Annotated in this window: 21 protein-coding genes; 12 read left to right on the plus strand and 9 right to left on the minus strand. The window is 74.6% G+C overall.

Features of this window, described 5'->3' with window-relative positions; all coding sequences use genetic code 11:
• Positions 1 to 14: 14 nt before the first annotated feature.
• A complete protein-coding gene (locus FB558_RS29260; protein ID WP_142058783.1) occupies positions 15 to 1,007 on the plus strand; it encodes an ABC transporter substrate-binding protein in 993 nt (330 codons plus the stop codon).
• Between the two features lie 8 nt (positions 1,008 to 1,015).
• Here the strand turns inward: FB558_RS29260 and FB558_RS29265 are convergent, their stop codons facing one another.
• The gene (locus FB558_RS29265; RefSeq protein ID WP_246106814.1) at positions 1,016 to 1,630 is read right to left on the minus strand and encodes a TetR/AcrR family transcriptional regulator; all 615 of its coding nucleotides are present in this window, start codon (positions 1,628 to 1,630) and stop codon (positions 1,016 to 1,018) included.
• A gap of 65 nt (positions 1,631 to 1,695) precedes the next feature.
• On the minus strand, positions 1,696 to 3,291 hold the full coding sequence (locus FB558_RS29270; RefSeq protein WP_142058785.1) for a non-homologous end-joining DNA ligase LigD: 1,596 nt from the start codon (positions 3,289 to 3,291) through the stop codon (positions 1,696 to 1,698).
• A 135-nt stretch (positions 3,292 to 3,426) separates the two neighbouring features.
• On the opposite strand from FB558_RS29270, the gene FB558_RS29275 reads away from it, so the two are divergent.
• On the plus strand, positions 3,427 to 4,203 hold the full coding sequence (locus FB558_RS29275; protein ID WP_142058787.1) for a PP2C family protein-serine/threonine phosphatase: 777 nt from the start codon (positions 3,427 to 3,429) through the stop codon (positions 4,201 to 4,203).
• Here the strand turns inward: FB558_RS29275 and FB558_RS29280 are convergent.
• Entirely contained in the window at positions 4,190 to 5,053 is an 864-nt protein-coding gene (locus FB558_RS29280) for an NmrA family NAD(P)-binding protein (protein WP_142058789.1), read from the minus strand. The two genes, FB558_RS29275 and FB558_RS29280, sit on opposite strands and share 14 nt — an antisense overlap.
• 187 nt (positions 5,054 to 5,240) lie before the next feature.
• On the opposite strand from FB558_RS29280, the gene FB558_RS29285 reads away from it, so the two are divergent.
• Complete coding sequence (locus tag FB558_RS29285) at positions 5,241 to 5,996, plus strand: IclR family transcriptional regulator (protein WP_142058791.1); 756 nt, start codon at positions 5,241 to 5,243, stop codon at positions 5,994 to 5,996.
• A gap of 11 nt (positions 5,997 to 6,007) precedes the next feature.
• On the opposite strand, the gene FB558_RS29290 is transcribed toward FB558_RS29285, so the two are convergent.
• Both FB558_RS29290 and FB558_RS29295 read right to left on the minus strand, forming a co-directional pair.
• Positions 6,008 to 6,490: an STAS domain-containing protein gene (locus FB558_RS29290; RefSeq protein WP_142058793.1), complete on the minus strand. Its 483-nt coding sequence runs from the start codon at positions 6,488 to 6,490 to the stop codon at positions 6,008 to 6,010.
• Positions 6,491 to 6,587: 97 nt separating this feature from the next.
• Positions 6,588 to 7,319, minus strand: coding sequence for an IspD/TarI family cytidylyltransferase (locus FB558_RS29295; protein ID WP_142058795.1), 732 nt, complete (start codon positions 7,317 to 7,319; stop codon positions 6,588 to 6,590).
• Between the two features lie 215 nt (positions 7,320 to 7,534).
• On the opposite strand from FB558_RS29295, the gene FB558_RS29300 reads away from it, so the two are divergent.
• The gene (locus tag FB558_RS29300; RefSeq protein ID WP_142058797.1) at positions 7,535 to 9,607 is read left to right on the plus strand and encodes an LCP family glycopolymer transferase; all 2,073 of its coding nucleotides are present in this window, start codon (positions 7,535 to 7,537) and stop codon (positions 9,605 to 9,607) included.
• A 22-nt stretch (positions 9,608 to 9,629) separates the two neighbouring features.
• On the opposite strand, the gene FB558_RS29305 is transcribed toward FB558_RS29300, so the two are convergent.
• On the minus strand, positions 9,630 to 10,322 hold the full coding sequence (locus tag FB558_RS29305; protein WP_142058799.1) for a response regulator: 693 nt from the start codon (positions 10,320 to 10,322) through the stop codon (positions 9,630 to 9,632).
• Positions 10,319 to 11,905 carry a sensor histidine kinase gene (locus tag FB558_RS29310; protein WP_142058800.1) on the minus strand — a complete coding sequence of 529 codons (1,587 nt, stop codon included), beginning with the start codon at positions 11,903 to 11,905 and terminating at the stop codon, positions 10,319 to 10,321. The genes FB558_RS29305 and FB558_RS29310 overlap by 4 nt, the downstream gene beginning before the upstream one ends.
• Positions 11,906 to 12,044: 139 nt before the next feature.
• Between FB558_RS29310 and FB558_RS29315 the strand changes: the two genes are divergently transcribed.
• The 7 genes from FB558_RS29315 (at position 12,045) to FB558_RS29340 (ending at position 18,764) form a co-directional block, all read left to right on the plus strand.
• A complete protein-coding gene (locus FB558_RS29315; RefSeq protein WP_142058801.1) occupies positions 12,045 to 13,391 on the plus strand; it encodes a cation:dicarboxylate symporter family transporter in 1,347 nt (448 codons plus the stop codon).
• Between the two features lie 1,108 nt (positions 13,392 to 14,499).
• Positions 14,500 to 15,387 carry an SMP-30/gluconolactonase/LRE family protein gene (locus FB558_RS29320; protein WP_211366904.1) on the plus strand — a complete coding sequence of 296 codons (888 nt, stop codon included), beginning with the start codon at positions 14,500 to 14,502 and terminating at the stop codon, positions 15,385 to 15,387.
• Between the two features lie 163 nt (positions 15,388 to 15,550).
• Positions 15,551 to 15,862 carry an integration host factor, actinobacterial type gene (mihF, locus tag FB558_RS29325; RefSeq protein WP_094920041.1) on the plus strand — a complete coding sequence of 104 codons (312 nt, stop codon included), beginning with the start codon at positions 15,551 to 15,553 and terminating at the stop codon, positions 15,860 to 15,862.
• Positions 15,863 to 15,984: 122 nt separating this feature from the next.
• Entirely contained in the window at positions 15,985 to 16,863 is an 879-nt protein-coding gene (locus FB558_RS29330) for an alpha/beta fold hydrolase (RefSeq protein WP_142058802.1), read from the plus strand.
• A 95-nt stretch (positions 16,864 to 16,958) separates the two neighbouring features.
• Entirely contained in the window at positions 16,959 to 17,132 is a 174-nt protein-coding gene (locus FB558_RS43490) for a hypothetical protein (RefSeq protein ID WP_170231577.1), read from the plus strand.
• A 286-nt stretch (positions 17,133 to 17,418) separates the two neighbouring features.
• Positions 17,419 to 18,306 carry a ParA family protein gene (locus FB558_RS29335; protein WP_170231578.1) on the plus strand — a complete coding sequence of 296 codons (888 nt, stop codon included), beginning with the start codon at positions 17,419 to 17,421 and terminating at the stop codon, positions 18,304 to 18,306.
• Positions 18,303 to 18,764, plus strand: coding sequence for a hypothetical protein (locus tag FB558_RS29340; protein ID WP_142058804.1), 462 nt, complete (start codon positions 18,303 to 18,305; stop codon positions 18,762 to 18,764). Before FB558_RS29335 ends, FB558_RS29340 begins: the two co-directional genes overlap by 4 nt.
• Positions 18,765 to 18,801: 37 nt before the next feature.
• Here FB558_RS29340 and FB558_RS29345 read toward each other — a convergent pair whose 3' ends face one another.
• Both FB558_RS29345 and FB558_RS29350 read right to left on the minus strand, forming a co-directional pair.
• A complete protein-coding gene (locus FB558_RS29345) occupies positions 18,802 to 20,043 on the minus strand; it encodes a TMEM165/GDT1 family protein (RefSeq protein WP_142058805.1) in 1,242 nt (413 codons plus the stop codon).
• Between the two features lie 136 nt (positions 20,044 to 20,179).
• Complete coding sequence (locus FB558_RS29350; RefSeq protein ID WP_142058806.1) at positions 20,180 to 20,545, minus strand: hypothetical protein; 366 nt, start codon at positions 20,543 to 20,545, stop codon at positions 20,180 to 20,182.
• Between the two features lie 77 nt (positions 20,546 to 20,622).
• Between FB558_RS29350 and FB558_RS29355 the strand changes: the two genes are divergently transcribed.
• Positions 20,623 to 21,342, plus strand: coding sequence for a GntR family transcriptional regulator (locus tag FB558_RS29355; protein ID WP_142058807.1), 720 nt, complete (start codon positions 20,623 to 20,625; stop codon positions 21,340 to 21,342).
• The last annotated feature ends 4 nt before the right edge of the window (positions 21,343 to 21,346 follow it).

Raw genomic sequence — 21,346 nt, forward strand, 5'->3', positions numbered from 1 at the left:
GAGAGGGAGTCTCGATGAGGTGGACGGCGGCGGTCGGGGTACTGGTCCTGGCCCTGGTGACGGGGTGCGGCGGGGCTTCCGAGGCCCCGTCGGGCGGCCCCGGCAACACGGAGGTGGCCACCGGCGGCCGCCTGTTCTCCACGGCCGACGAGGCCACCGCCGCACTCGGCGCCGACGTCGGCCCGGGCGTCTTCCCGCGCACGGTCACCCACGCGCGGGGCACCACGCGGCTGGAGCGCAAGCCCGAGCGGGTCGTGGTTCTCGACACCGGCGAGATCGACGCGGCGCTCGCGCTGGGCACCGTCCCGGTCGGCACCGCGAGCCCGAACGGCACCATCCCCTCCTACCTGCAGCCGCAGCTCGCCGACAGCACCAACATCGGCTCGCTCGACGGGCTGCGGCTGGAGGCGATCGCGGCGCTGCAGCCGGACCTGATCCTCGGCAGCCAGCTGCGGGTCGACGACCTCTACGACGAGCTGTCGGCGATCGCACCCACCGTGCTGAGCATCCGGCCCGGCTACCCGTGGAAGGAGAACCTGCTGCTCGCCGGCGCCGCGCTCGGCGAGGAGACGCGGGCCACCGAGCTGCTCAACGACTACCAGCGCCGCGCCGATGCCATCCGCGCGGGCCTCACCGATCCGCCCACGATCTCGCTGCTGCGGTTCATGCCCGAGCGCATCCGGCTCTACGGCAACCTGTCGATGATCGGCGTCGTCCTGCGCGACGTCGGGCTGCCCCGCCCGCCCAACCAGGACATCGAGGAGCTCGCGGTGGAGATCTCCCCGGAGCGGATCTCGGAGGCCGACGCCGACTGGGTCTTCTACTCCAGCTACGGCCCGCAGGAGAACACGGCGGAGGGCTCGGTCGTGGGCGGCGAGCTGTGGAACCGGCTCCCCGCCGTGCAGCGCGGCACCGCGCTGCCGGTCGACGACGAGGTGTGGTTCCTCGGCCTCGGGCCGACCGGAGCCGGCCTCGTCCTCGAGGACCTGCAGGAGATCCTGGGCTGAGCGCCTGCTCAAGCGCGTTCCAGCGGCTCCAGGTAGCCGCGCAGCACCCGCTTGAGCTCGGCGACGAGCGCGGCGCGCTCCGCACCCGCGGCCGCCGCGATCGGCCCCGTCAGCGCCCGGACGATCTGGACGGCCACCAGGGCGGCGCGGTCCCGCTCGGCGGCGGGCAGGCCGGGGGCGCGGGCGCCGATCACCGCCGCCACCCGCCCGAGCACCGCCTCCTGCAGCGGCCGGGTGGCCGCGGCCAGCGGTGCGGGCGCGTCCGGCCCCGCCAGCAGCGCCTTGGCACCGGGACGGGCGATGCCGAACGCGATCAGCGGTCGGAGGATCCGGTCGATCAGCTCGTCCAGCGGGAGGTCGGCGACCGGCACGTGGTCGAAGGCCGCGGCGTGGGCCGCGCCCAGCTCCGCGGCGAGCCGGGCCGACAGCGCCTCGGCGATCGCCTCCTTGTTCGCGAAGAACTGGTAGAGCGATCCCGGCGAGATCCCGGCCCGCGCCGCGATCCGGTTGGTGGACGCCGCCTCGTAGCCGACCTCGGCGAACAGCGCGAGCGCGGCGTCCAGGATCTCCGCCATCCGCCGCTCGCCCCGGGCCTGGCGACGCACGGGCCTGCTCGCGCTCATCCCCGCCTCCCGGTCCGGCACGAGTGCATACTCGCATCCTGCGCCGGAGCAGGCGCGCGCGTCGACTACAGCTCCGGCAGCCGCTGGGGCCGGCCGACGAGCTCACCCAGGGGGTCGCCGGCCTCCCGCACGCGGTCGAGCACCGTGCGGACCGTCCAGCGGTCGGGGCGCAGGTCGGGATCGTCGAGCTCGTCCCACGTGATCGGAACCGACACCGGCGCACCCGCCGCGGGCCGCGCGCTGTAGGGCGCGATCAGCGTCTTGTTGATGGCGTTCTGGGTGTAGTCGAGGCGGGCCCGGCCGCCGCGGCGGTCCTTCTGCCACTCCCAGCTGATCATGTCCGGGACGGTGCGGCCGATGGCGCGGGACACCTTCTCCACCCAGCCGCGCGTGTCGCTGAACGAGTAGCCGCCGGCGATCGGCACCCAGATCTGCACGCCGCGCTTGCCGGTGACCTTCGGCGCGGCCACGACGCCCAGGTGCTCCAGGGCCGTGCGGTAGAGGCGGGCGAGCACGAGGATGTCGGAGAAGGTGCTGCGCTCGCCGGGGTCGACGTCGATCAGCGCCCAGGTCGGCTCGTGGACGTCGGGCAGGCGCGAGGTCCACGGGTTGAGCTCGACGGCGCCGAAGTTCGCCATCCACACGAGCGCGGCGACGCTGTCGACCACGGCGTAGCAGACGGTCTCGCCCGGGTCGGCCTCCTCGTTGCGCCACTGCGTGAGCCACTCGGGCGCGTGGGAGGGCACCTCCTTGTGCCAGAACCCCGGCTTGTCGACGCCGTCCGGGTAGCGGTGCAGGTTCACCGGCCGGTCGTGCAGGAACGGCAGCATGTACGGCGCGATCTGCGCGTGGTGGCGCACGAGGTCGCGCTTGGTGACCGGCGGCTCGCCGTCACGTCCCGGGAAGAGCACCTTGTCGAGGTTGGTGAGCGCCACCTCGAGGCCCTGCACGGTCCAGCGGCCCTTGCGGCCGAGCGCGTCGAGGGCGGCCAGCTCGTCCGGGGTGGGCGGGTCCCAGCTCGGCGGCGGGTGGCGCAGGTCGACGGCGGCCTCGGCCGCGGGCCGGTCGCCGCGCCACATCGCCTCGGGAGCCGCGGCCACCTCGTCATTGGTGCGGCCGGTCTTGACCGACTGCGGGTGCTCCTCGGGGTCCCAGCCGGCCACGGCGTGGTCGTCGTTCTTGTGCAGCAGCAGCCACTGCTCCTTGCCCGACCGGTCCTTCCCCGTGCGGACCAGCACGAACCGGCCGGCCAGCTTCTCACCCGACACGTCGAAGTGCAGCTCACCGGCGGCGATCGCCCCGGCAGGGTCGTCGGTTCCCGACGGGCTCCACGTCCCCCAGTCCCACACGACGACGTCGCCACCGCCGTACTCGCCGCGCGGGATGAGGCCCTCGAAGTCGAAGTACTCGATCGGGTGGTCCTCGACGTGCACCGCCAGCTGGCGGGCCTTCGGGTCCAGCGACGGCCCCTTCGGGACCGCCCAGCTCGCCAGCACCCCGTCGACCTCCAGCCGCACGTCGTAGTGCAGCCGCCGCGCCCGGTGCCGCTGGACGACGAACCGGCCGGTGCCGGGCGCGGCGTCGCCACCCGCGGGTTCGGGCGTCGCGCTGAAGTCGCGCATCGAGCGGTAGGTCGCGAGCCGGTCCCGCTGGTCGGTCATGCCGGCCGGGTACCCGGACCGCTCCCGAGCCACCGCCTCACCCCTTTGTGGACGCGTCGCCGCGATGACGCGTCCGGGGCCCCGCGCCGCGCTACCCTGCGGGCCGGTCGGGAGCCGGGGGATGCGGGGGACGCGATGGCGGAACCGGACGGCGCGCGGACCGGTCGCGTCGACACCGACCTCGGACGGCTCGCCGGGGTCAGCGACCAGGGCTACGGGCACGAGCGCAACGAGGACGCCATGGCGCTGGGCAGCGGGCCGGACGGCACCCGCGCCGCCGTCGTCTGCGACGGGGTCTCCACCTCCTACACGCCCGAGCGGGCGTCCCGGGTCGCCGCCGACACGGCGCTGGACGTGCTGCTGACCACGGCCGGGCCGGCCGAGGACCGCGTGCGGGCCGCAGTGGCGGCCGCCGGGTCCGCGGTGGCCGGGCTGGAGCGCGACCGCGGGGGCCGCGCGCCGTCCTGCACCCTGGTGTGCGCGCTCGCGACCGGTGGCGGGGAGACCACCGTCGGCTGGGTGGGCGACAGCCGCGCCTACTGGCTGGCCGGTTCCGGCGGGGCCCGGCTGCTGACCACCGACCACTCCTGGGCCGTGCAGATGGTGGCCGCCGGGGTGCTGGACGAGGGCGCGGCCATGCGCCACCCGCGCGCGCACGCGATCACCCGCTGGCTCGGTGCCACCGGCACGACCGAGCCGGAGGTCACGACGGTGCGCCGGCCAGGGCCCGGCCTGTTGCTGCTCTGCACGGACGGGCTCTGGAACTACCTGCCGGATCCCGCGGACCTGGCCGACGTCGCGCTCCCGGCGCTCGCCGACGGTGGCCCGCTCGCCGCCGCGGACACGCTCACCGCGCTCGCCCTCGACGCCGGTGGGCGCGACAACATCACCGTGGTCGTCATACCGGGGTGAACGCGGCCTCGTGGTCGCGGGCGAACTCGGCCACGGTCCGCGGGGCCCGTCCGGTCACCTCCTGGACGGTGGGCAGCACGGCTGCGGCCTCGCCGCGCGCGTAGTGGGCGTAGTCCTCCAGCAGGCCGTCGGCCTGCCAGTCCGGGAGGACGCCGCGCAGCTGCGCGGCGAACACGGCCGGCGGGACGTCGACGAACGCGACGGGCCGGCCCGTCGCGTCCCCGAGGGCGGCGGCGATCTCGGCGTGGGTGAGGGCCGCGGGCCCGGTGATCGTGTACGTCGCGCCCTCGTGCCCCGGGCCGGTCAGCACCGCCGCCGCGACCGCGGCGACGTCGCGGACGTCGACGGCGCTGACGCGCGCGTCCCCGATCGGGGCGAACAGCCGGCCCTCGCGGATCGGCCCGGCCATCGCCAGCATGCCCTGCAGGAACAGGTTGGGCCGCAGGAACGTCGCGGCGATCCCGAGCTCGCGGATCCGCCGTTCGACGGCGGCGTGGTAGCGCAGGAAGCGCACCGGCGACTCCTCGTCGGCGGCGAGCTGGGACAGCTTCACCAGGTGCGCCACCCCCGCCTGCGCGGCGAGCTCGGCGAACCGCACCTGCTGGGCCTGCGCCCGCTCCGACGACGGCGTCACCAGGTAGGCCCGGTCGACGCCCGCGAGCGCCGCGGCCACGGCGGCGGGGTCGTCGAGGTCGGCGACGACCGGTGTCACGGCGGAGCCGGCGAAGCGGGCCGCCGCCGCGTCCGACCGGACCATCGCCCGCACGGACACGTCGTGCCCGAGCAGCAGCTCCACCAGTGCGGAGCCCGTGGTCCCGGTGGCCCCGGTGACCAGGACGGTCTCGTGCATGACGTCTCCTTCGGATCAGTTATCTCTTTAGAGAGCGCTGCTCTCGCAAAGAGACTGCCACCGCCGGGCGGCCACGTCAAGAGCAGTGCTCTCGCGGCATTCGGCCTTCCGGGGTGTGGAAGCCGCATCCGGCGCGTCCGCTCGGGGGCGCACGATGGGAGCCCGCCGCGACGACGGAGCCGCCCCCATGCCCACGCCCGGGAACACCGTGCTCACCCGCGCCCTGCGCCTGCTCGACGCGTTCACCCCGGACCGCCCGGCGCTGACCCTGAGCGAGATCGCGCGCCTGACCGGCATGCCCGTCTCGACCGTGCACCGCCTGCTCGCCGGGCTCGTCGCCTGGGGCGCGCTGGAACGCGGCGACGACGGCCGCTACCGCGTCGGGCTGCGCCTCTGGGAGGTCGGCGCGCTGGCCCCGCGCGGCCAGGGCCTGCGCGAACGCGCGCTGCCCTACCTGGAGGACCTCTCCCAGATCACCCGCGAGAACGTGCAGCTGGCGGTGCGGGAGGGCACCGAGCTGGTGTTCGTCGAACGGATCGCGGGGACCGGCGCGGTACCGGTGCTCTCGCGCGTCGGGAGCCGCTTCGCCCTGACGGCCACCGGCGTCGGCCTGGTCCTGCTCGCGCACGCGCCACCGGAGGTCCAGGAGGAGGTGCTGCGCGCGCCCGTCGAGCGGTTCACCCCGCAGACCGTCGTCGACCCCGCCCGCCTGCGCCGCATGCTCGCCGACGTCCGGAGCTCGGGGTTCGCGGTCAGCGACCGCCAGGTCACGATGGACGCGCTCTCGGTCGCCGCCCCGGTGCACGACGGCCGCGGGGCCGTCGTCGCCGCCGTCTCACTAGTCGTGCGGCACGGCAGCGCACCGGCGCACGCCCTGGCACCGCTGCTGCGCACCAGCGCCCGGGCGATCTCGCGCGCGCTGGCCCAGCCGACGCGCCGCTGAAGGCCCGGCGCTCAGGACCGTGGCGGGGCCGCGGGGGTGTCGCGACGGCCGTCGACGGCAGGCACCGGCGGGCACGACCACCCGTAGCTGCTGCGGGGCCCGCCGATCGCGACGGCGGCACCCGGCCCCACCAGCTCGCGCTCGGCCCGCTCCACCGTCGCGAACATCGAGAACTCGGCGAGCGCACTGGTGATCGCCACCGGCAGCAGCGACTCGCGCGCGCTGACCCCCGCGAGGTGCAGCCGGACACCCGAGGCGCGGGCGCCGTCGCGGGCCTGGCGCATGGGGGTGAGGTCGTCGGTGCCGAAGAAGCTCACCTCGCCGAGGTCCACGACGATGTGCCCGGCACTACCCGGCCGGGTGAGCTGGGTCGCGACCACACCGGCCAGCCGACCCACCGTCGTCCGGTCGAGCACGCCCGCCACCCGCACGATCCGCAAGCGGGGGGAGCACACCTCCACGGACAGCTGCGCCCCGTCGAAACGCACCACCATCGACCTCCGTGCGGCCTGCGGCCGTCCTGCTGCCGGCCCGTCGGAGGTCGGATTACCCGATCAGCAGGCGCTCACACGGCCGAGCGCGTGCACCGCGTCACCCGGACGCCGCCAGCGCGTGCTCCGCGACGACGAGGTCGTGCGCGTAGGTGATCTTGAAGTTCCGCTCGTCGCCGGGCACCCGGCGAACGGGCACCTCGGGGGCGAAGCGCTGCATGCACGACGCCGTGTCCGTGCCCGCGAACCCGCACCGGGCGGCCTCCTCGTACGCGGCGAGCAGCGGGGCGGCCCGGAACCCCTGCGGGGTCTGCACCGCGACGAGGGGACCGGGGCCCGCGCCGGCCAGGCCGGCCCCGTCCGGCGCGGCCGTGGCGAGGTCGTCGCGCCACAGGCCCGGCACCGCGCCGCCGCTCTCCCTGGCCGCCGCCAGCACCGCGGCCACGAGCGGCCGGCCCACGAGCGGGCGCGCGGCGTCGTGCAGGAGGACCGCGTCGACCGCGCCGTCCTCGATCCGGCCGGCGAGGCGACGCAGGCCTGCCAGCTCGGACTCCTGGCGCGTCGCACCACCGGTGACCACCTCGACACCCGCGAGGGCGTGCTCGGCGAGCACCCGCTCGGCGGACTCGCGGTCGGCGTCGCGCACGACCAGCACGACGACGCCGATGTCGGCCATCCCCGTGAAGGTGGCGAGCGACCACGCGAGCACGGGCCTGCCGCGCAGGGGCAGGTAGACCTTGTTGCGCTCGGCGCCCACCCGGGTGCCGCTGCCGCCGGCCAGCACCACGGCGGCCGCCGTCGCCGCTGCATGGCGCCGCGGGGTTGCCTCCATGTGGCCAGTCTGACGGACGGGCCGCGAGCCGCCGTCGCGGTCCGTATCGTCGGCCGGGTGCCGCCGGCTCGTGCCGGGCACCGGCAAGGAGCGGGGAACGAAGTTCTCGAATCCCCCACCGAAGAGGTGCGCCTCGGCGCCTGCGATCACTCGCAGTAGGCTCCGGCGGACCTGAGCCAGGTGGCTTGTACCCGACCCAGGAGGGGGTGAACACCGTGACCGACGACAGACGGCGCACACCCGGTCGCGAACGTGCCGTGCCCCCTCCGCGGCAACCGCCCCGCCCGCAGCAGGCCCCGCCGCCCGCGGCCCGCCGCAACGACCGCGGCCAGCGCGCGGTCCCCCCGTCGCGGCACCCGCAGCCACCGCGCCGTCCGGTGCTGCCTGCCGACAGCGCCACCCGGCAGGTCCCGATCCAGCAGGCCCCCGCACGCCGGCCCCCGCGGCCCCGCGACGAGCCCGCCACCCGTCCGGTACCGAAGTCCGCCTCCGCCCCCACGGCCCGCCGCGCGCCCGCCGAGCCGCGCCGCCCCGCACCGCCCCGCACGCCCCCGCCGAAGCGCCCGAACGGCGTCGCGCCGTCCCCGGCGCCGGCCGCACCGCCCAGGGCTCCGGCCCGGCCCGCCACCCCGCCGCCCGACGACGCCGAGCTGCCCACGACGCGCAACCGCGCGCTCCCCCCACCCCGCACGTCCGTCCTGCGCAAGTCGGGCGGCCGGTCGTCCACCGCGCACAAGGGTGAGCCGGAGAAGAAGAAGGGTGCGGGCAAGGCGGAGGAGCGGCCCGCCGCCGGGGCGGAGGACCAGCCGCAGCGCAGCTTCGGGCGCGCGCTGGCCGCCACCGCCGCGGCCACGATCGCGCCGGGATCGGGGCACCTGCTCCTGCGCCGCACCCGCAGCGGGGCCGTGATCCTCGGCACGTTCGTGCTCGTGCTCGCGGTGCTCGCCATCCTCGTCCTCACCTCCGACTACGCGGCGCTGCTCGAGACGGCCCTGTCGTCCAACGTGCTCGTCATGGGTGCGATCGGCTGCGTGGTGGCCGCGCTCGCGTGGATGGCCGTGATCGTCCGCACCTACCTGCTCGCGCGCCCGCGCGGGTTGGGCCTCGCGCACAAGGTGGTGGGCGTCGGGGCCGTCACCGCGCTGTGCCTGGTGGTGGCCGCCCCGCTGGGCTTCGGCGCCAACCTGGCCAACTCCCAGCGCAACCTGCTGAACGACCTGTTCGCAGGCGGTGGCGGCACGGCGGCGGCCGAGGCCATCGCCAAGCCCCGGCTGAACATCCTGCTCGTCGGCAGCGACGCCGGACCGGACCGCACCGGCGCCCGCACCGACACGATGATGGTCGCGAACATCGACACCCGCACGGGGCGCACCGTCCTGTTCTCGCTGCCCCGCAACATCAGCTACGCCCAGTTCCCGCCGGGTTCCCCGATGGACGAGGAGTTCCCCCGCGGGTTCCACGACAGCTCCGACCCGCTGTCGGGTGACTACCTGCTCAACGCCGTCTACGCCTACGGGCTCCAGCACCCCGAGCTCGCGCCGAGCGGCCCCACCCCCGACCCCGGGCTCAACCTGCTGCACCAGACCGTGTCGGAGATGCTCGGGCTGCAGCTCGACTACTTCGTCGAGGTCAACATGGCCGGGTTCGCCTCGATCATCGACGCGCTCGGCGGCCTCACCGTCGACGTCGGTCCCGAGCGCATCCCGATCGGTGGCATCACACCCAGCGGCCGCCACGTCAGGCCGGACGGCTACATCGAGCCGGGCGTCCAGGTGCTCTCCGGTGAGCAGTCGCTGGCGTTCGCCCGCTCCCGCACCGGGTCCACCGACTACGCGCGGATGGGCAGGCAGCGCTGCCTGCTGCAGAACATCCTCACCCAGAAGAGCCCCACCGACCTGCTCACCAACTTCCAGGCCGTCGCCGCGGCCACCACCAACAGCGTGGCGACCAACATCCCCCAGGAAGTGCTCCCGGCCCTCGCCGCGCTGGCCGGCGGCGAAGGCGGCATCTCGTTGGAGAGCGTGGCGTTCGACCCGAACCTGCCCGACCCGGGCGAGGAGGACGGGTTCTTCAAGACCGGCGACCCCGACTTCGAGTACATGCGCGAGGTCGTGCAGGACGCCATCAACCGGCCCGCACCTCCTCCCGCCCCCACCAGCGCACCGCCCACCGCGGCCGCCCGGGGCGCCGACGCCGACGACGAGGACGAGGACGAGGACGCGCAGGACGAGGAGTCGGTGGAGGCGGCGTCGGCCGCGCCCACCTCGCTCGCGCAGTCCTGCGGCTGACGGGGCCGGTGGGGACCGTCAGCTAGCCCGTTGTGCCGCCCGGACGCCAGCGGTACTCCGTCTGCGGGCGCCCGGCCGTCCCGTAGCGGGCGTCCCGCTCGGCGAGCCCGGTCTGCACCAGGTACTCGAGGTAGCGCCGGGCCGTCACCCGGGACGCACCGACCGCCTCGGCCACCTCGGCCGCCGTCCGGCCACCCTCCCCGGCGCCGGCGAGCACCCCGGCGACCGCGTCGAGCGACTCGCGGCTCACGCCCTTGGGCAGGCCGCCCGCCCCGACCGGCGCCCGCAGCGTGCCGAACAGCTCGTCGACGTCGTCCTGCGCCACCACCGGGCCGGAGCCGAGCCGCTGCCGGTACCCGAGGTAGCTCTCCAGCTTCCGGCGCACCGCGCTGAACGTGAACGGCTTGACGAGGTACTGGGTGGCCCCGAACGCGACCGCCGCCTGCACGACCGCGATGTCGCGGGCCCTGGTCACCATGATCACGTCCGCGGTGTCGCCCGTGGCGCGCATCCGGCGCAGCACCTCGAGGCCGCTGGTGTCGGGCAGGTGGACGTCGAGGAGCACGAGGTCCACCGGCGTGGTGGCCAGCACGCGCAGCGCGTCGGCGCCGGTCGCGGCGCTCGCGACCACCGTGAAGCCCGGTACCCGGCCGACGTAGCTGGCGTGCGCCGCCGCGGCCACCGGGTCGTCCTCCACGACGAGCGTGCGGATCACGCGCGCACCAGCGGCAGGCGCACCGTGAACTCCGCGGGACCCGCCAGCCGCACGCTGCCACCGTGGCGCTGGGCCGCCCGCCGCACCAGCGCGAGGCCCAGCCCGCGGCCGAGACCGTCGTGCCCGGCGCTGCTCACCTTCGTGCTGAAACCCCGCTCGAAGGCCCGCTCCACGTCCTCGGCCGGCACGCCGGGGCCGCTGTCGCGCACCCGCAGCTCCACCGCGCCGTCGGCGATCCCGGCCCCGAACCGCACCCAGCGCGGCGCCGGGGCGTCCTGCGCGGCGTCGACCGCGTTGTCGAGCAGGTTGCCCACGATCGTGACCAGGTCGCGCGGATCGGCCACGCCCGCCGGCACGCGGGTGCCCTCGTCCACGCTCAGCTCGACGCCCCGCTCCCCCGCCGCGGCGGCCTTGCCGACGACCAGCGCCGCCAGCTCGGGCACCGCGATGCCGTCGACGACGGCGTCGGTGAGGTGCTGGGAGACGGTGAGCTCGGCGGTGGCGTACTCCAGCGCCTCCTCGGCGCGGCCGAGCTCGATCAGCGAGATCACGGTGTGCAGCTGGTTGGCGGCCTCGTGGGCCTGGGCGTGCAGCGAGTCGGCGAACCCGCGGACGGTCTGCAGCTCGCTCACCAGCTCCCGCAGCTCGGTGTGGTCGCGCAGGGTGACGACGGTGCCGAGGTGGCTCCCCGCCCAGCGGGCGGCACCCTGGCTCACGACGACGATCCGGTCGGCGGTCAGGTGGATCTCGTCGTCGCGCGGGCCGCCGTCGGCCAGCGCGTCGCCCAGCACGGCCGGGAGGCCGATCTCGTCGACCCGCCGCCCGTGCACCTCCCCCGGCAGCGCGAGCAGCCGCCGTGCCTCGTCGTTCACCAACTGCACGCGGCCCTCCCGGTCCAGCAGCAGGAGCCCCTCCCGCACCGCGTGCAGCACCGCGTCGTAGTACTCGTACATCCGGGACAGCTCCGCGGGCCCGAGGTCGTGCGTCGAGCGCCGCAGCCAGCGGCTCACCAGCCAGGACCCGGCCGCCGCCAGCAACAGCGCCACCGCGGCCGCGCCCAGCACCAGCGGCACCTGCCGCTGGAGGTCCTGCGCCACCGCGGTGATCGAGCGGCCCACCGACACCAGCGCGACGACCCGGCCGCCGTCCAGCACCGGCACGACCGCCCGCACCGACGGGCCCAGCGTGCCCGTGTAGGTCTCGGTGAACTCGGTCTCGCCCGCCGCCGCGGGACCGATGGTGCCCACGAAGGTGCGCCCGATCTCGGCGGGCGTCGGGTGGGAGTAGCGGATGCCCTGCGGCGTCATCACGACCACGAAGTCGGTGCCCGTGTCGAGGCGCACGCGCTCGGCGAGGGGCTGCAGGGCCAGCGCCGGGTCCGGGTCGTCGAGGGCGGCGAGCACCTCCGGCGACGCGGCCAGCGTGTGCGCGATCCCGAGCATCTCCTCGGCGGTCGCCGCGCGCTCGGTCTCCTGCAACTGCCAGTACGTGGCCACCGCGAGCCCGGTCAGCACGATCCCCACGATCGCGGCCTGCAGCGCGAACAGCTGCCGGGCGAGGCTCCACCCGTGTGCGCGCCCCATCCGGTGCTCCACCCGTCGTCTACCGAAATGAACGAAAGCGGAACCGTAGCCACACCGGCCCGCATGCTCGCGGCGATGGTCACCGGTCACCCGGTACCCGTGCAAACGCCACCACCGTCGTCGGCCCCGGAGGAACCCCGTGACAGACAAGAGCGCGCCACCCCGGCGGGATCGCACGCACTACCTCTACATCGCCGTCATCATCGCCGTGCTCGCGGGCGTCGTCGTCGGCCTGGTCGCCCCCGCGGTCGGGGAGGCGCTCAAGCCGGTGGGCACCGCCTTCGTCAACCTGATCAAGATGATGATCTCCCCGGTCATCTTCTGCACGATCGTCCTGGGCATCGGCTCGATCCGGCAGGCCGCGAAGGTCGGTCGCGTCGGCGGGCTGGCGCTGGGCTACTTCCTCACGATGTCCACGATCGCGCTCGTCATCGGCCTGGTCGTGGGCAACATCCTGCAGCCCGGCACCGGCCTGGACCTGGGCGGCCTCGAGCACTACGAGGCCCCGGAGGGCGAGTCGACCTCCGAGTTCCTGATGGGGATCATCCCGACGACGTTGTTCTCCCCGCTGGTCGGCGACAGCGTGCTGTCCACCCTCTTCGTGGCGCTGCTCGTCGGGTTCGGCGTGCAGGCGCTCGGCCGCTCCGGCGAGCCCCTGCTGCGGGGCGTGAAGCACCTGCAGCGGCTGGTGTTCCGGGTGCTGGCGATGATCATGTGGGTGGCCCCGGTCGGCGCGTTCGGCGCGATCGCGGCCGTGATCGGCGAGACCGGTTGGTCCGGGATCGGCGCCCTGTTCCAGGTGATGGCGGGCTTCTACATCACCTGCGCGCTCTTCGTGTTCGTCGTGCTCGGGCTCCTCCTGCGGCTCGTGACCGGGATGAACATCTTCTCGCTGCTGCGCTACCTCGGCCGCGAGTTCCTGCTGATCGTCTCGACCTCGTCGTCGGAGTCGGCGCTGCCGCGGCTGATCGCGAAGATGGAGCACGCCGGGATCTCGAAGCCGGTCGTCGGCATCACGGTCCCCACCGGCTACTCGTTCAACCTGGACGGCACCGCCATCTACCTGACGATGGCCTCGCTGTTCATCGCCGACGCCATGGGCAGCCCGCTCTCGATCGGCGAGCAGATCTCCCTCCTGCTGTTCATGATCATCGCGTCGAAGGGCGCGGCGGGCGTCACGGGCGCGGGCCTCGCGACGCTGGCCGGCGGGCTGGCCTCGCACCGACCCGACCTCGTCGACGGCGTCGGCATGATCGTCGGGATCGACCGGTTCATGTCCGAGGCCCGCGCCCTCACCAACTTCGCAGGCAACGCCGTCGCGACCGTGCTGATCGGGCACTGGGTCGGCGAGCTCGACCGCGAGAAGGCGGACCGCGTGCTGCGCGGCGAGGACCCGTTCGACGAGGCCACGATGCTCGACGACGACCACCACGGCGGCGAGACCACTCCCGCCCCCGAGCCGGAGAAGGCCGCTACGAGCGCCTGATCCCACGGCACAGCGGCGCCCCGCCCACCAGCGGGGCGCCGCTGTCCGTCTGCGGGTGAACGGAACACCAGGGTTGTTCGATCTTGTCTGGACAGCTCTGGTGTTCCGTTCACCCGAATCGGTCCGCCGGTTCTCGCGTGCGCCTCCCGTGGGCGCGCCGTTCCCGGCTCGAGGCGAGCTGCCCCACCCCTCGCCCCGGCCTTCCGCGCGATCACCCCGGCGCCGAGCGCCACCCTGCCGTACGGGAGTGGCCGGGTTGGCACCACTACCGAGTGACGTGGTCGCCGTGACGGCCGTCCCCGGCTGCGCGGCACGCCAGTTCCGGACGAGAACGCCCTGCCGGGTGCCACGCGACTGGCGGTGGTGCCGTTCCACCCCCTACCAAGGCCTTGATCAGCGAGGATGGGACTCGAGCTGCCACTGCAGCGCATGTCCCGCCCCCGCCGATCATTGGCCCATGACTGCCAGAATTGTCCGGATCGCGTGGATGAAGGGGCGCACCGGGACCACAGCCGGTCGCGTGGCACCCAGCGGGAACGGTCTCGTCCCGGGCGGGCGTGCCGCGCAGTCGGGGACGGCCGTCACGGCGACCACGTCATTCGGTAGTTCTGCCCACTCGACCATCTCCCCGACGGGAGGGGCCAGGAGGAGGGGGCGGTCCGGACGAAGACCCCGGCCGGCGCGGGAGGCGGTGGTCGCGAGCCGGGCACGGCGCGCCCACAGGAGGTTCTGCATGGTCAGGTGGACGTGACGGCCGTCCAGCCGCGCGAGAACAGCACACAGGTCGACCTGACCACGCATGATCGGCAGAAGTGGTGTGAGAGCGACATTTCTGTCGCCGTGACACCACTCCTGGCGATCATGCCGCCTGCCGACCCGCGAGACGTACAGGAGCGCGGCCGGGAGGACGCTCACGTACGACTCGCACCGATCACGCGCCCTCAGCCGGGTCTCCCCACCGAGGATGCCGCTCGCACACACCGGCAGGGCTCGGCACACACGACCAGACATGTGTGCCGCGCCCCGGAGGTGTGTGCGAGCAGCCGCAGGCGAGCACGCCGTCCCCGTCGGCCCGGCGGGGCCCGCCCCACGTTGGTCTACTGGGCGCATGACTCGAGAGATCGTCGCCGAGCAGGCCACCCCCGCCGTCGCCGAGCACGGGGAGGGGCCCGTGTGGGACGCGAGCCGGGGCGTGCTCGCGTCGGTGGACATGCACCGGGGGGACCTGCTCACGGTCGACCTCCTGCGCGACGGGGCCGAGCTCGCGCAGGTCCGCCGCCGGCACGTGGGCGACCTGCTCGCCGCGCTGCGGCCCCGGGCCCGCGGCGGGTGGGTGGTGGGGCTGAGCCGCGGCTTCGGCCTGCTCGACGAGCCGGGTTCGGAGGGCGAGGGCGAGGCGCGGCCGCTGGGCGAGCTGTGGTCGGACCCGACGGTCCGGATGAACGACGGCGGCTGCGACCCGGCGGGCGCGTTCTGGTGCGGTTCGATGGGCACGGACGGCGGGAGCGGGCGCGGCGCCCTCTACCGGCTCGCGCCCGACGGCTCGGTCGCCACGATGCTCACCGGCGTGTCGACCTCGAACGGGTTGTGCTGGTCGCCCGACGGGTCCCGCGCCTACTACGTCGACTCCGGAACCGGCGCCGTCGACATCCTCACCGTCGACTTCGCGACACCCTCGGTGACCTCCCGGGAGCGCTTCGTGGCCGTCGAGGGCGGCACGCCGGACGGGCTCACGGTCGACGCCGAGGGTGCGGTCTGGGTGGCGCTGTGGGGCGGCTCCGCGGTGCACCGCTACACCCCGGACGGGGCGCTCGACACCGTGGTCCGGGTACCCACCACACACCCCACTGCCTGCGCTTTCGCCGGTCCCGAGCTGGACGAGCTGTGGATCACGACCTCGGAACGGGGCGCCGGTGGCGCCGACGAACGCGCGGGCGCCCTGTACCGGTGCCTGCCCGGAGTTCGCGGGCTCGAACCGCTGCCGTTCCGGGGCTGAGGAGGGCCCGCGACGGGCCCGTACCACCCATGACCGGCGGCGACCGTTCGGCGCGGATCGGGGGGCGCGCGCGTGGCGCTGCGCCGTTCTGTCAGGCTTGACAGCGAAGATGACCTGCGCACATCCCGTCCGGGGTGGACGCCTGGAGAGGAGAGAAGTCGACATGGCACTGCCCACGCTCACTCCCGAGCAGCGCGCCGAGGCCCTGAAGAAGGCCGCGGCCGCCCGCACCGCCCGCAAGGAGCTGCGCGACGCGATCGCTCGCGGCGAGCAGACGATCCCCGCGGTCCTCGACCGCGCGAAGTCCGACCAGGTCGTCGGCAAGACGAAGGTCGCCGACCTGCTCAAGAGCCTGCCGGGCTACGGCCCCGCCAAGGTCTCGCAGCTGCTGGAGCAGACCGGCATCGACGCGTCGCGCCGCGCCGCGGGCCTGGGCGACCGCCAGCGCCAGGCGCTGATCGACGCCCTCAAGTGACACCCACCGCCCCGGGCCCGGCCTAGGCACGACCGACAGCCGGGCCCGGGCGGGGTGGCGCCCGCCACGCGGGCGCCACTCGGGATCGACACGGAGCACCGCCGACCGGCAGGCTGCACGCCGTGGAACGCTACGTCGACGTCGCACCCGGTGTCCGCCTGTGGGCGGAAGACATCCCCGCCACCGGATCGCACCCGGGCGAGCCGCTGCTGCTCGTGATGGGGGCCAACGCCTCCGGCCTCGCCTGGCCGGACGCGCTCGTCGCCCAGCTCGCCGAGCACCACCGCATCATCCGCTACGACCATCGCGACACCGGGCGCTCCACCGCCGCGTTCGAGGACGCCCCCTACGGCATCACCGACCTCGCGGACGACGCCATCGCGGTCCTCGACGCGTTCGACGTGCCGCGGGCCCACGTGGTCGGCATGTCGATGGGCGGCCTGCTGGTGCAGCTCCTGCTGCTCGACCACCCCGATCGGCTCGCCACGGCCACCCTGTTCTGCACGGGTCCGCTGCCGTTCGCCGAGCCGACCGCGTCCGCGCCGCCCCCGCCCGGGCCGGACCCGGCCCTGCTGCGCCTGTGGGCCGAGCTCGACGACCCGCGCGACCCGGAGGGCGAGATCGACTGGCGCGTGGAGCACTGGCGGCTGCTCAACGGCACGGGCACCCCGTTCGACGCCGCGGAGTTCCGCGCGCTCGAGGAGCGGATCACCGCGCACTCCGGGCGCCACGACGCCGTGGTCGCCCACGCGCGCATGGACACCGCTGGCCTCGAGCGCGGTGCGGAGCTGGCCACGGTCACGGTGCCGACGCTCGTCATCGAGGCGCCGGAGGACCCGGCCTTCCCGCCGCCGAACGCCGGCCAGCTGGCGCGGACGCTCGGGGGCGGCCGGTTGGTCCGCATCCCCGGCATGGGCCACGCCATCAACCGCACGGTGGTCCCGCCGCTCGCCGCCGCGATCCTCACCCTGACGACCAGCGCGGAGACCGCCGCCTGCTGACCACCGGTCCCGCATCCCGTCGGCGGAGGTGTGATCCGCGCGGGCTGCGGGCAGTCTCTGCGCGCACGCGCGACCCCCGACGAGAGGTGAGCGACATGGGCAACGAGGATCCGGACGCCGACGTGGCCGAGCAGCAGCGCGAGGCCGCACCCCCCGAGGACGCCGAGGAGCCGGTGGTGGACCCGGGCGGCATGCCGTCGGAGGCGAACCCGGCCGACGTCGCGGAGCAGCGCGTGGTCGTGCCGGAGGACGACGACTACGAGCGCTGAGCCGCGGCCGGAGCCCGGCGTCTCGTGTCAACCCCGTTCACTCGATCGGTGCGTCCCGGCGGCCCGTTGTATCAGGGCCGCCCGCGGCGCGGCCTCCGGCGGCCGCGATGACGGCCTCCTGCGGGCGCGTCCGATCCCGCCTCCACAGCCTGTATCCGCGGGTCGGACGCCCGCAGGCAGCGCCTTCGGCCCGCCTGCGGACGCGGGCGGCACGGCGTCGGCCTCGATGCAGCCCACTTCCGGGCGTATGGCATCGTTCGCGCGGCGTGCTGCGGGAGGAGAACGGGTGAAGGTCGTCGCGATCATCAACCACAAGGGAGGGGTGGGCAAAACCACCCTCACGGCCAACCTCGGCGCCGGCTTCGCGGCGCGGGGGCAGAAGGTACTACTCATCGATCTTGACGCGCAGGCCAGCCTCACGATCTCGTTCTTCACCCAGAGCGAGTGGACGGCCGACCTGCTTCCCGAGAAGACCATCAAGCACTGGTTCGACCGCATCGGCAGCGGCGACCAGGAGAGTCCGGCGAAGCTGGTCTCCGCGCCGCCCCGGGTCCAGGACAAGCTCGCCCGCGGCAGCGGCCGGCTCGACCTGATCGCCGCGCACCGCGACCTCACGGACGTGGAGACGAACCTCGCCGCCGAGCTGCTCTCCGAGCCCGGCCGTTTCGGGCTGCTGCACGGGCGGTTGCGCGAGGCGCTCAGCCACGAGGACTTCGCCGAGTACGACACGGTCCTCATCGACTGCGCCCCGAACTTCGGCCTGATCGCGAAGAACGCGGTGGCGGCCAGTGACCTGCTGCTGATCCCCACGAAGCCGGACTACCTGTCGACCAACGGGATCGACTCGCTGGGCCTGAAGATCCGCTCCTTCGTCGAGGAGTACAACGAGCACTCGTCGGTGCCCGTCGAGCGCCCGGCCGCCGCCGTCGTGTTCACGATGGTGCAGAACCAGAACGGTGCGCCGATCGAGGCGCAGCGCAGCGTGATCAGCCGGATCGAGGCCCGCGAGGTGCCGACGTTCGCCACCACGATCCGCGACAGCAAGGCCGTCTACGGGCCGGCCCCCGAGCACGGTGTGCCGGTGATACTGGGCGGCACGGGGCGGGCGGCCACCCGCGAGCTGCGCGACATCGTGTCCGAGCTGTCGGGCCGGCTGGAGAGGATCGCGGCATGACCGATTTCGAACCCATCGACATCGACTCGCTCCCGTCCTCCCCGCTCCCCTCGCCACCGCTCGCGATCGCCCTGCAGAAGGCCGTCGCACTGCTCGAGTCGCTCAGCCGCGAGCAGCTCGAGGACATCGCCTCCGGCGCGGGGAAGCTCGAGTACCGGCCGGGGCCGGTTCGCCCGATCCGTCGCGAGGTCGTGCACCGCCCGTCCGGCGTCGACGTCGCGGCGGCCGCCGCGGACATCAACCGGCTCGTCACGCCCGCCGAGGTCGCCGACTACCTGCAGAGCCGCAGCGCCGAGTTCACGGTTCCGGTCCTGAAGGAGATCGCCCGCGCGCTCGGTCCGACGGTCAACGGCACCGGCCGCACCAAGGCGCAGCTGCGCCGCGACATCGTGGAGGGCACGGCGGGCTTCCGCGTCCGCTCCGCGGCGATGTCCGGCGGTGCGTGGGCGAAGCCCTGAACGCACGCCCCTGAAACCACCTTGGGGAGAGGCGTGCTCAGCCCACGCGGGTACGGGGACGTTCCGGGGTCAGTCTTGGCAGGAAGCGGCCTGTTCTCGCCGCGTAGGCCAGGTACCGCTCTCCGTGCAGCTCCACCAGCATCGGCTCCCGCACGGCCCTGACCTGGACCTGCGCCGACACGACCAGCAGCACGGCCGCAAGCACCGCGACCAGCGTCGGCACCATCACCAGCGTGCCGGCGGTGGCGACCACGGCGCCGAGGAGGCCGGGGTTGCGGACCCGGGAGCGCAGGCCACGGCGGGCCAGCACCGGGTCGGCGCCGCCGCCGGTGGGGCGCAGCTCGAGCTGGGACGCGAGCACCAGCGCCACGCCGAGCAGCGCGAGCGCCGCCCCGATCACGACCACGCCGGGGGCGTCGAACAGCGCGATCGGGTCGACGACGTCCGCGGCGACCAGCAGCGGCGCGACCAGCCCGAGCACGGTGGCGGCGCCGTACAGCACCCGCGCCCACCAGGCCGCCGAGCCGCGCACCCGCGCCGCGCGTCCCATGGCGCGCCGGGCGGGCGAGGCGTGCAGCAGGCGGCGCCCGCCCACGACACCCAGCACCGCGACGACCGCGCCCAGCAGGAGAGCGAGCCAGCCGGCGGCGTGGTGGTCCAGCACCTCGGCCACGGCCGCCCAGGCGCTCCGCCCGGTCAGCTGCTGCACCGCGTCGAGCGCCAGCCACGTGCCGAACACGAAGAACAGGACCGCCGCGCCCACCTTGACGGTGCGCTCGGGCAGCAGCCGCCCGAGCTTGCGGCCGACGAGGATCGCGAGCGCGTCCGCCGCCACCATGCCGAGCGTCGAGCCGACCCACACCCCGAACCAGCCGTGCTGGGTGGCGAGGGTGATCGTCGCGAGCATCGTCTTGTCGCCGAGCTCGGCGAGGAAGAACGCCACGGACGCGGTGAGCACCGCGGATCCGGTGGCGCGCTCGGCCTTGGCGCGCTCGGCCGCGGTGAGCCGGTCGCCGCGCAGCGTCCACCCGCCGAAACCGAGGAAGGCCACCGAGGCGACCAGTGCGATCCAGCCGGTCGGCAGGGCGCTGCCCAGCCCGTGGCCGACCGCCACCGAGAGCAGGTGCACGGCCGTGGTGGCCAGGGTGATGCCGACCAGCACGGGGAGCGCCCGGTAGCGGGTGGCGAAGGCCAGCGCCATCAGCTGGGACTTGTCGCCCAGCTCGGCGACGAACACGACCCCGAAGCTGACCGCGAGCGCGACCAGGAACCCGTCCATGCCCTACCCAGCGCCTTCCGACGTCCACAGCAGTGACGGAGCCGATCCCCGTCCGCCGACGACGCTAGGTGCCGGGACCGGCGCGGCTGGACTGCAAAATCCGGTTAGGCGGACCTAAGAGGGCTGGTCGGGCGCGCTAACGCGGCTCGAGCACCGCCGCCACCTGCGCGGCCCAGCGCTCGTGCGCCGACTGCCGGGTCATGCCCGCGGCATCCCCGATCTGCTCCCAGGTGGCGCCCCCGCGGCGCAGCCCGACGAGCACCGGCAGCGGGTCGAGCCCGGCCCCGAGCCCGATGCGCAGCTGCAGCAGCTCCCACGCGCGCTGCCGGCGCGCCGGGGCGTCGGTGCCCTCCTCGGCGTGCCACTCCAGGCTCCCGGGCACGGGTGGCTCACCGAGCAGCGCGTCGGCCTGCCTGCCCGCCTCCGTGACGGCCGCGACCTGGACGGCGGCCGCGGCTGCCGTCACGTCGGCGGAGAGGGCGGTCTCGATCCACACGTCCACGCTGTCAGGAAACACCTGACAACCGACGAGCGCAACGATCGTTCGCGTGCGCTCGACCACTGGTGTACCAATGGGCTATGACCGCGCCGCCCGCCGAGACCGACAAGCAGCGGCGCCTGCGCCTGCGCCTCGTCGAGCTGATCGCCGCGATGTCCCCCGGCGAGCCACTCCCCGCGGAGCGCGACCTGGCACGCGAGCTCGGCGTCGCCCGCATGACGCTGCGGCGCGCCGTCGACACGCTGGTGGCCGAGGCCCGACTGGTGCGCCGCCAGGGAGCGGGGACCTTCGTCGCGCCGGCGAAGGTGGCCCATCGACTGGCGGCCAACTCGTTCTCCGCCGACATGCGCGCCCGCGGTCTGCGCCCCGGGAGCCGCACGCTCGCGGCCGGGCACGCGCCCGCGGGGGTCATGCTCGCCGCCCTGCTCGAGGTGCCGGCCGGCACGCCGGTACTGCACGTGCGGCGTCTGCGCCTGGCCGACGGCGAGCCGATGGCCGTGGAGGACCTGCACGTCCCGGCGGACCTCGTGCCCGGTCTCACCGGCGCCGACCTGGAGGACCGCTCGTACTACGAGCTGCTCGCCGAGCGCTTCGGCCACCGGATCGCCTCCGGCACCCAGACCGCGGAGGCCGCCCTGACCAGCACCGAGGACGCCGTGGCGCTCGGCGTCGCGCCGGGAACACCCGCCTTCTGCTTCGAACGCACGTGCCGCGTGGGCTCCGGACGCGTGGCGGAGTTCGTGCGCTCGATCTACCGGGGCGACCGGTACCGGATCATGGTGGACATCTTCCCGTCGTGATCCC

The organism is Pseudonocardia kunmingensis, assembly GCF_006716445.1.
GTDB classification, from domain to species: Bacteria; Actinomycetota; Actinomycetes; order Mycobacteriales; family Pseudonocardiaceae; genus Pseudonocardia; species Pseudonocardia kunmingensis.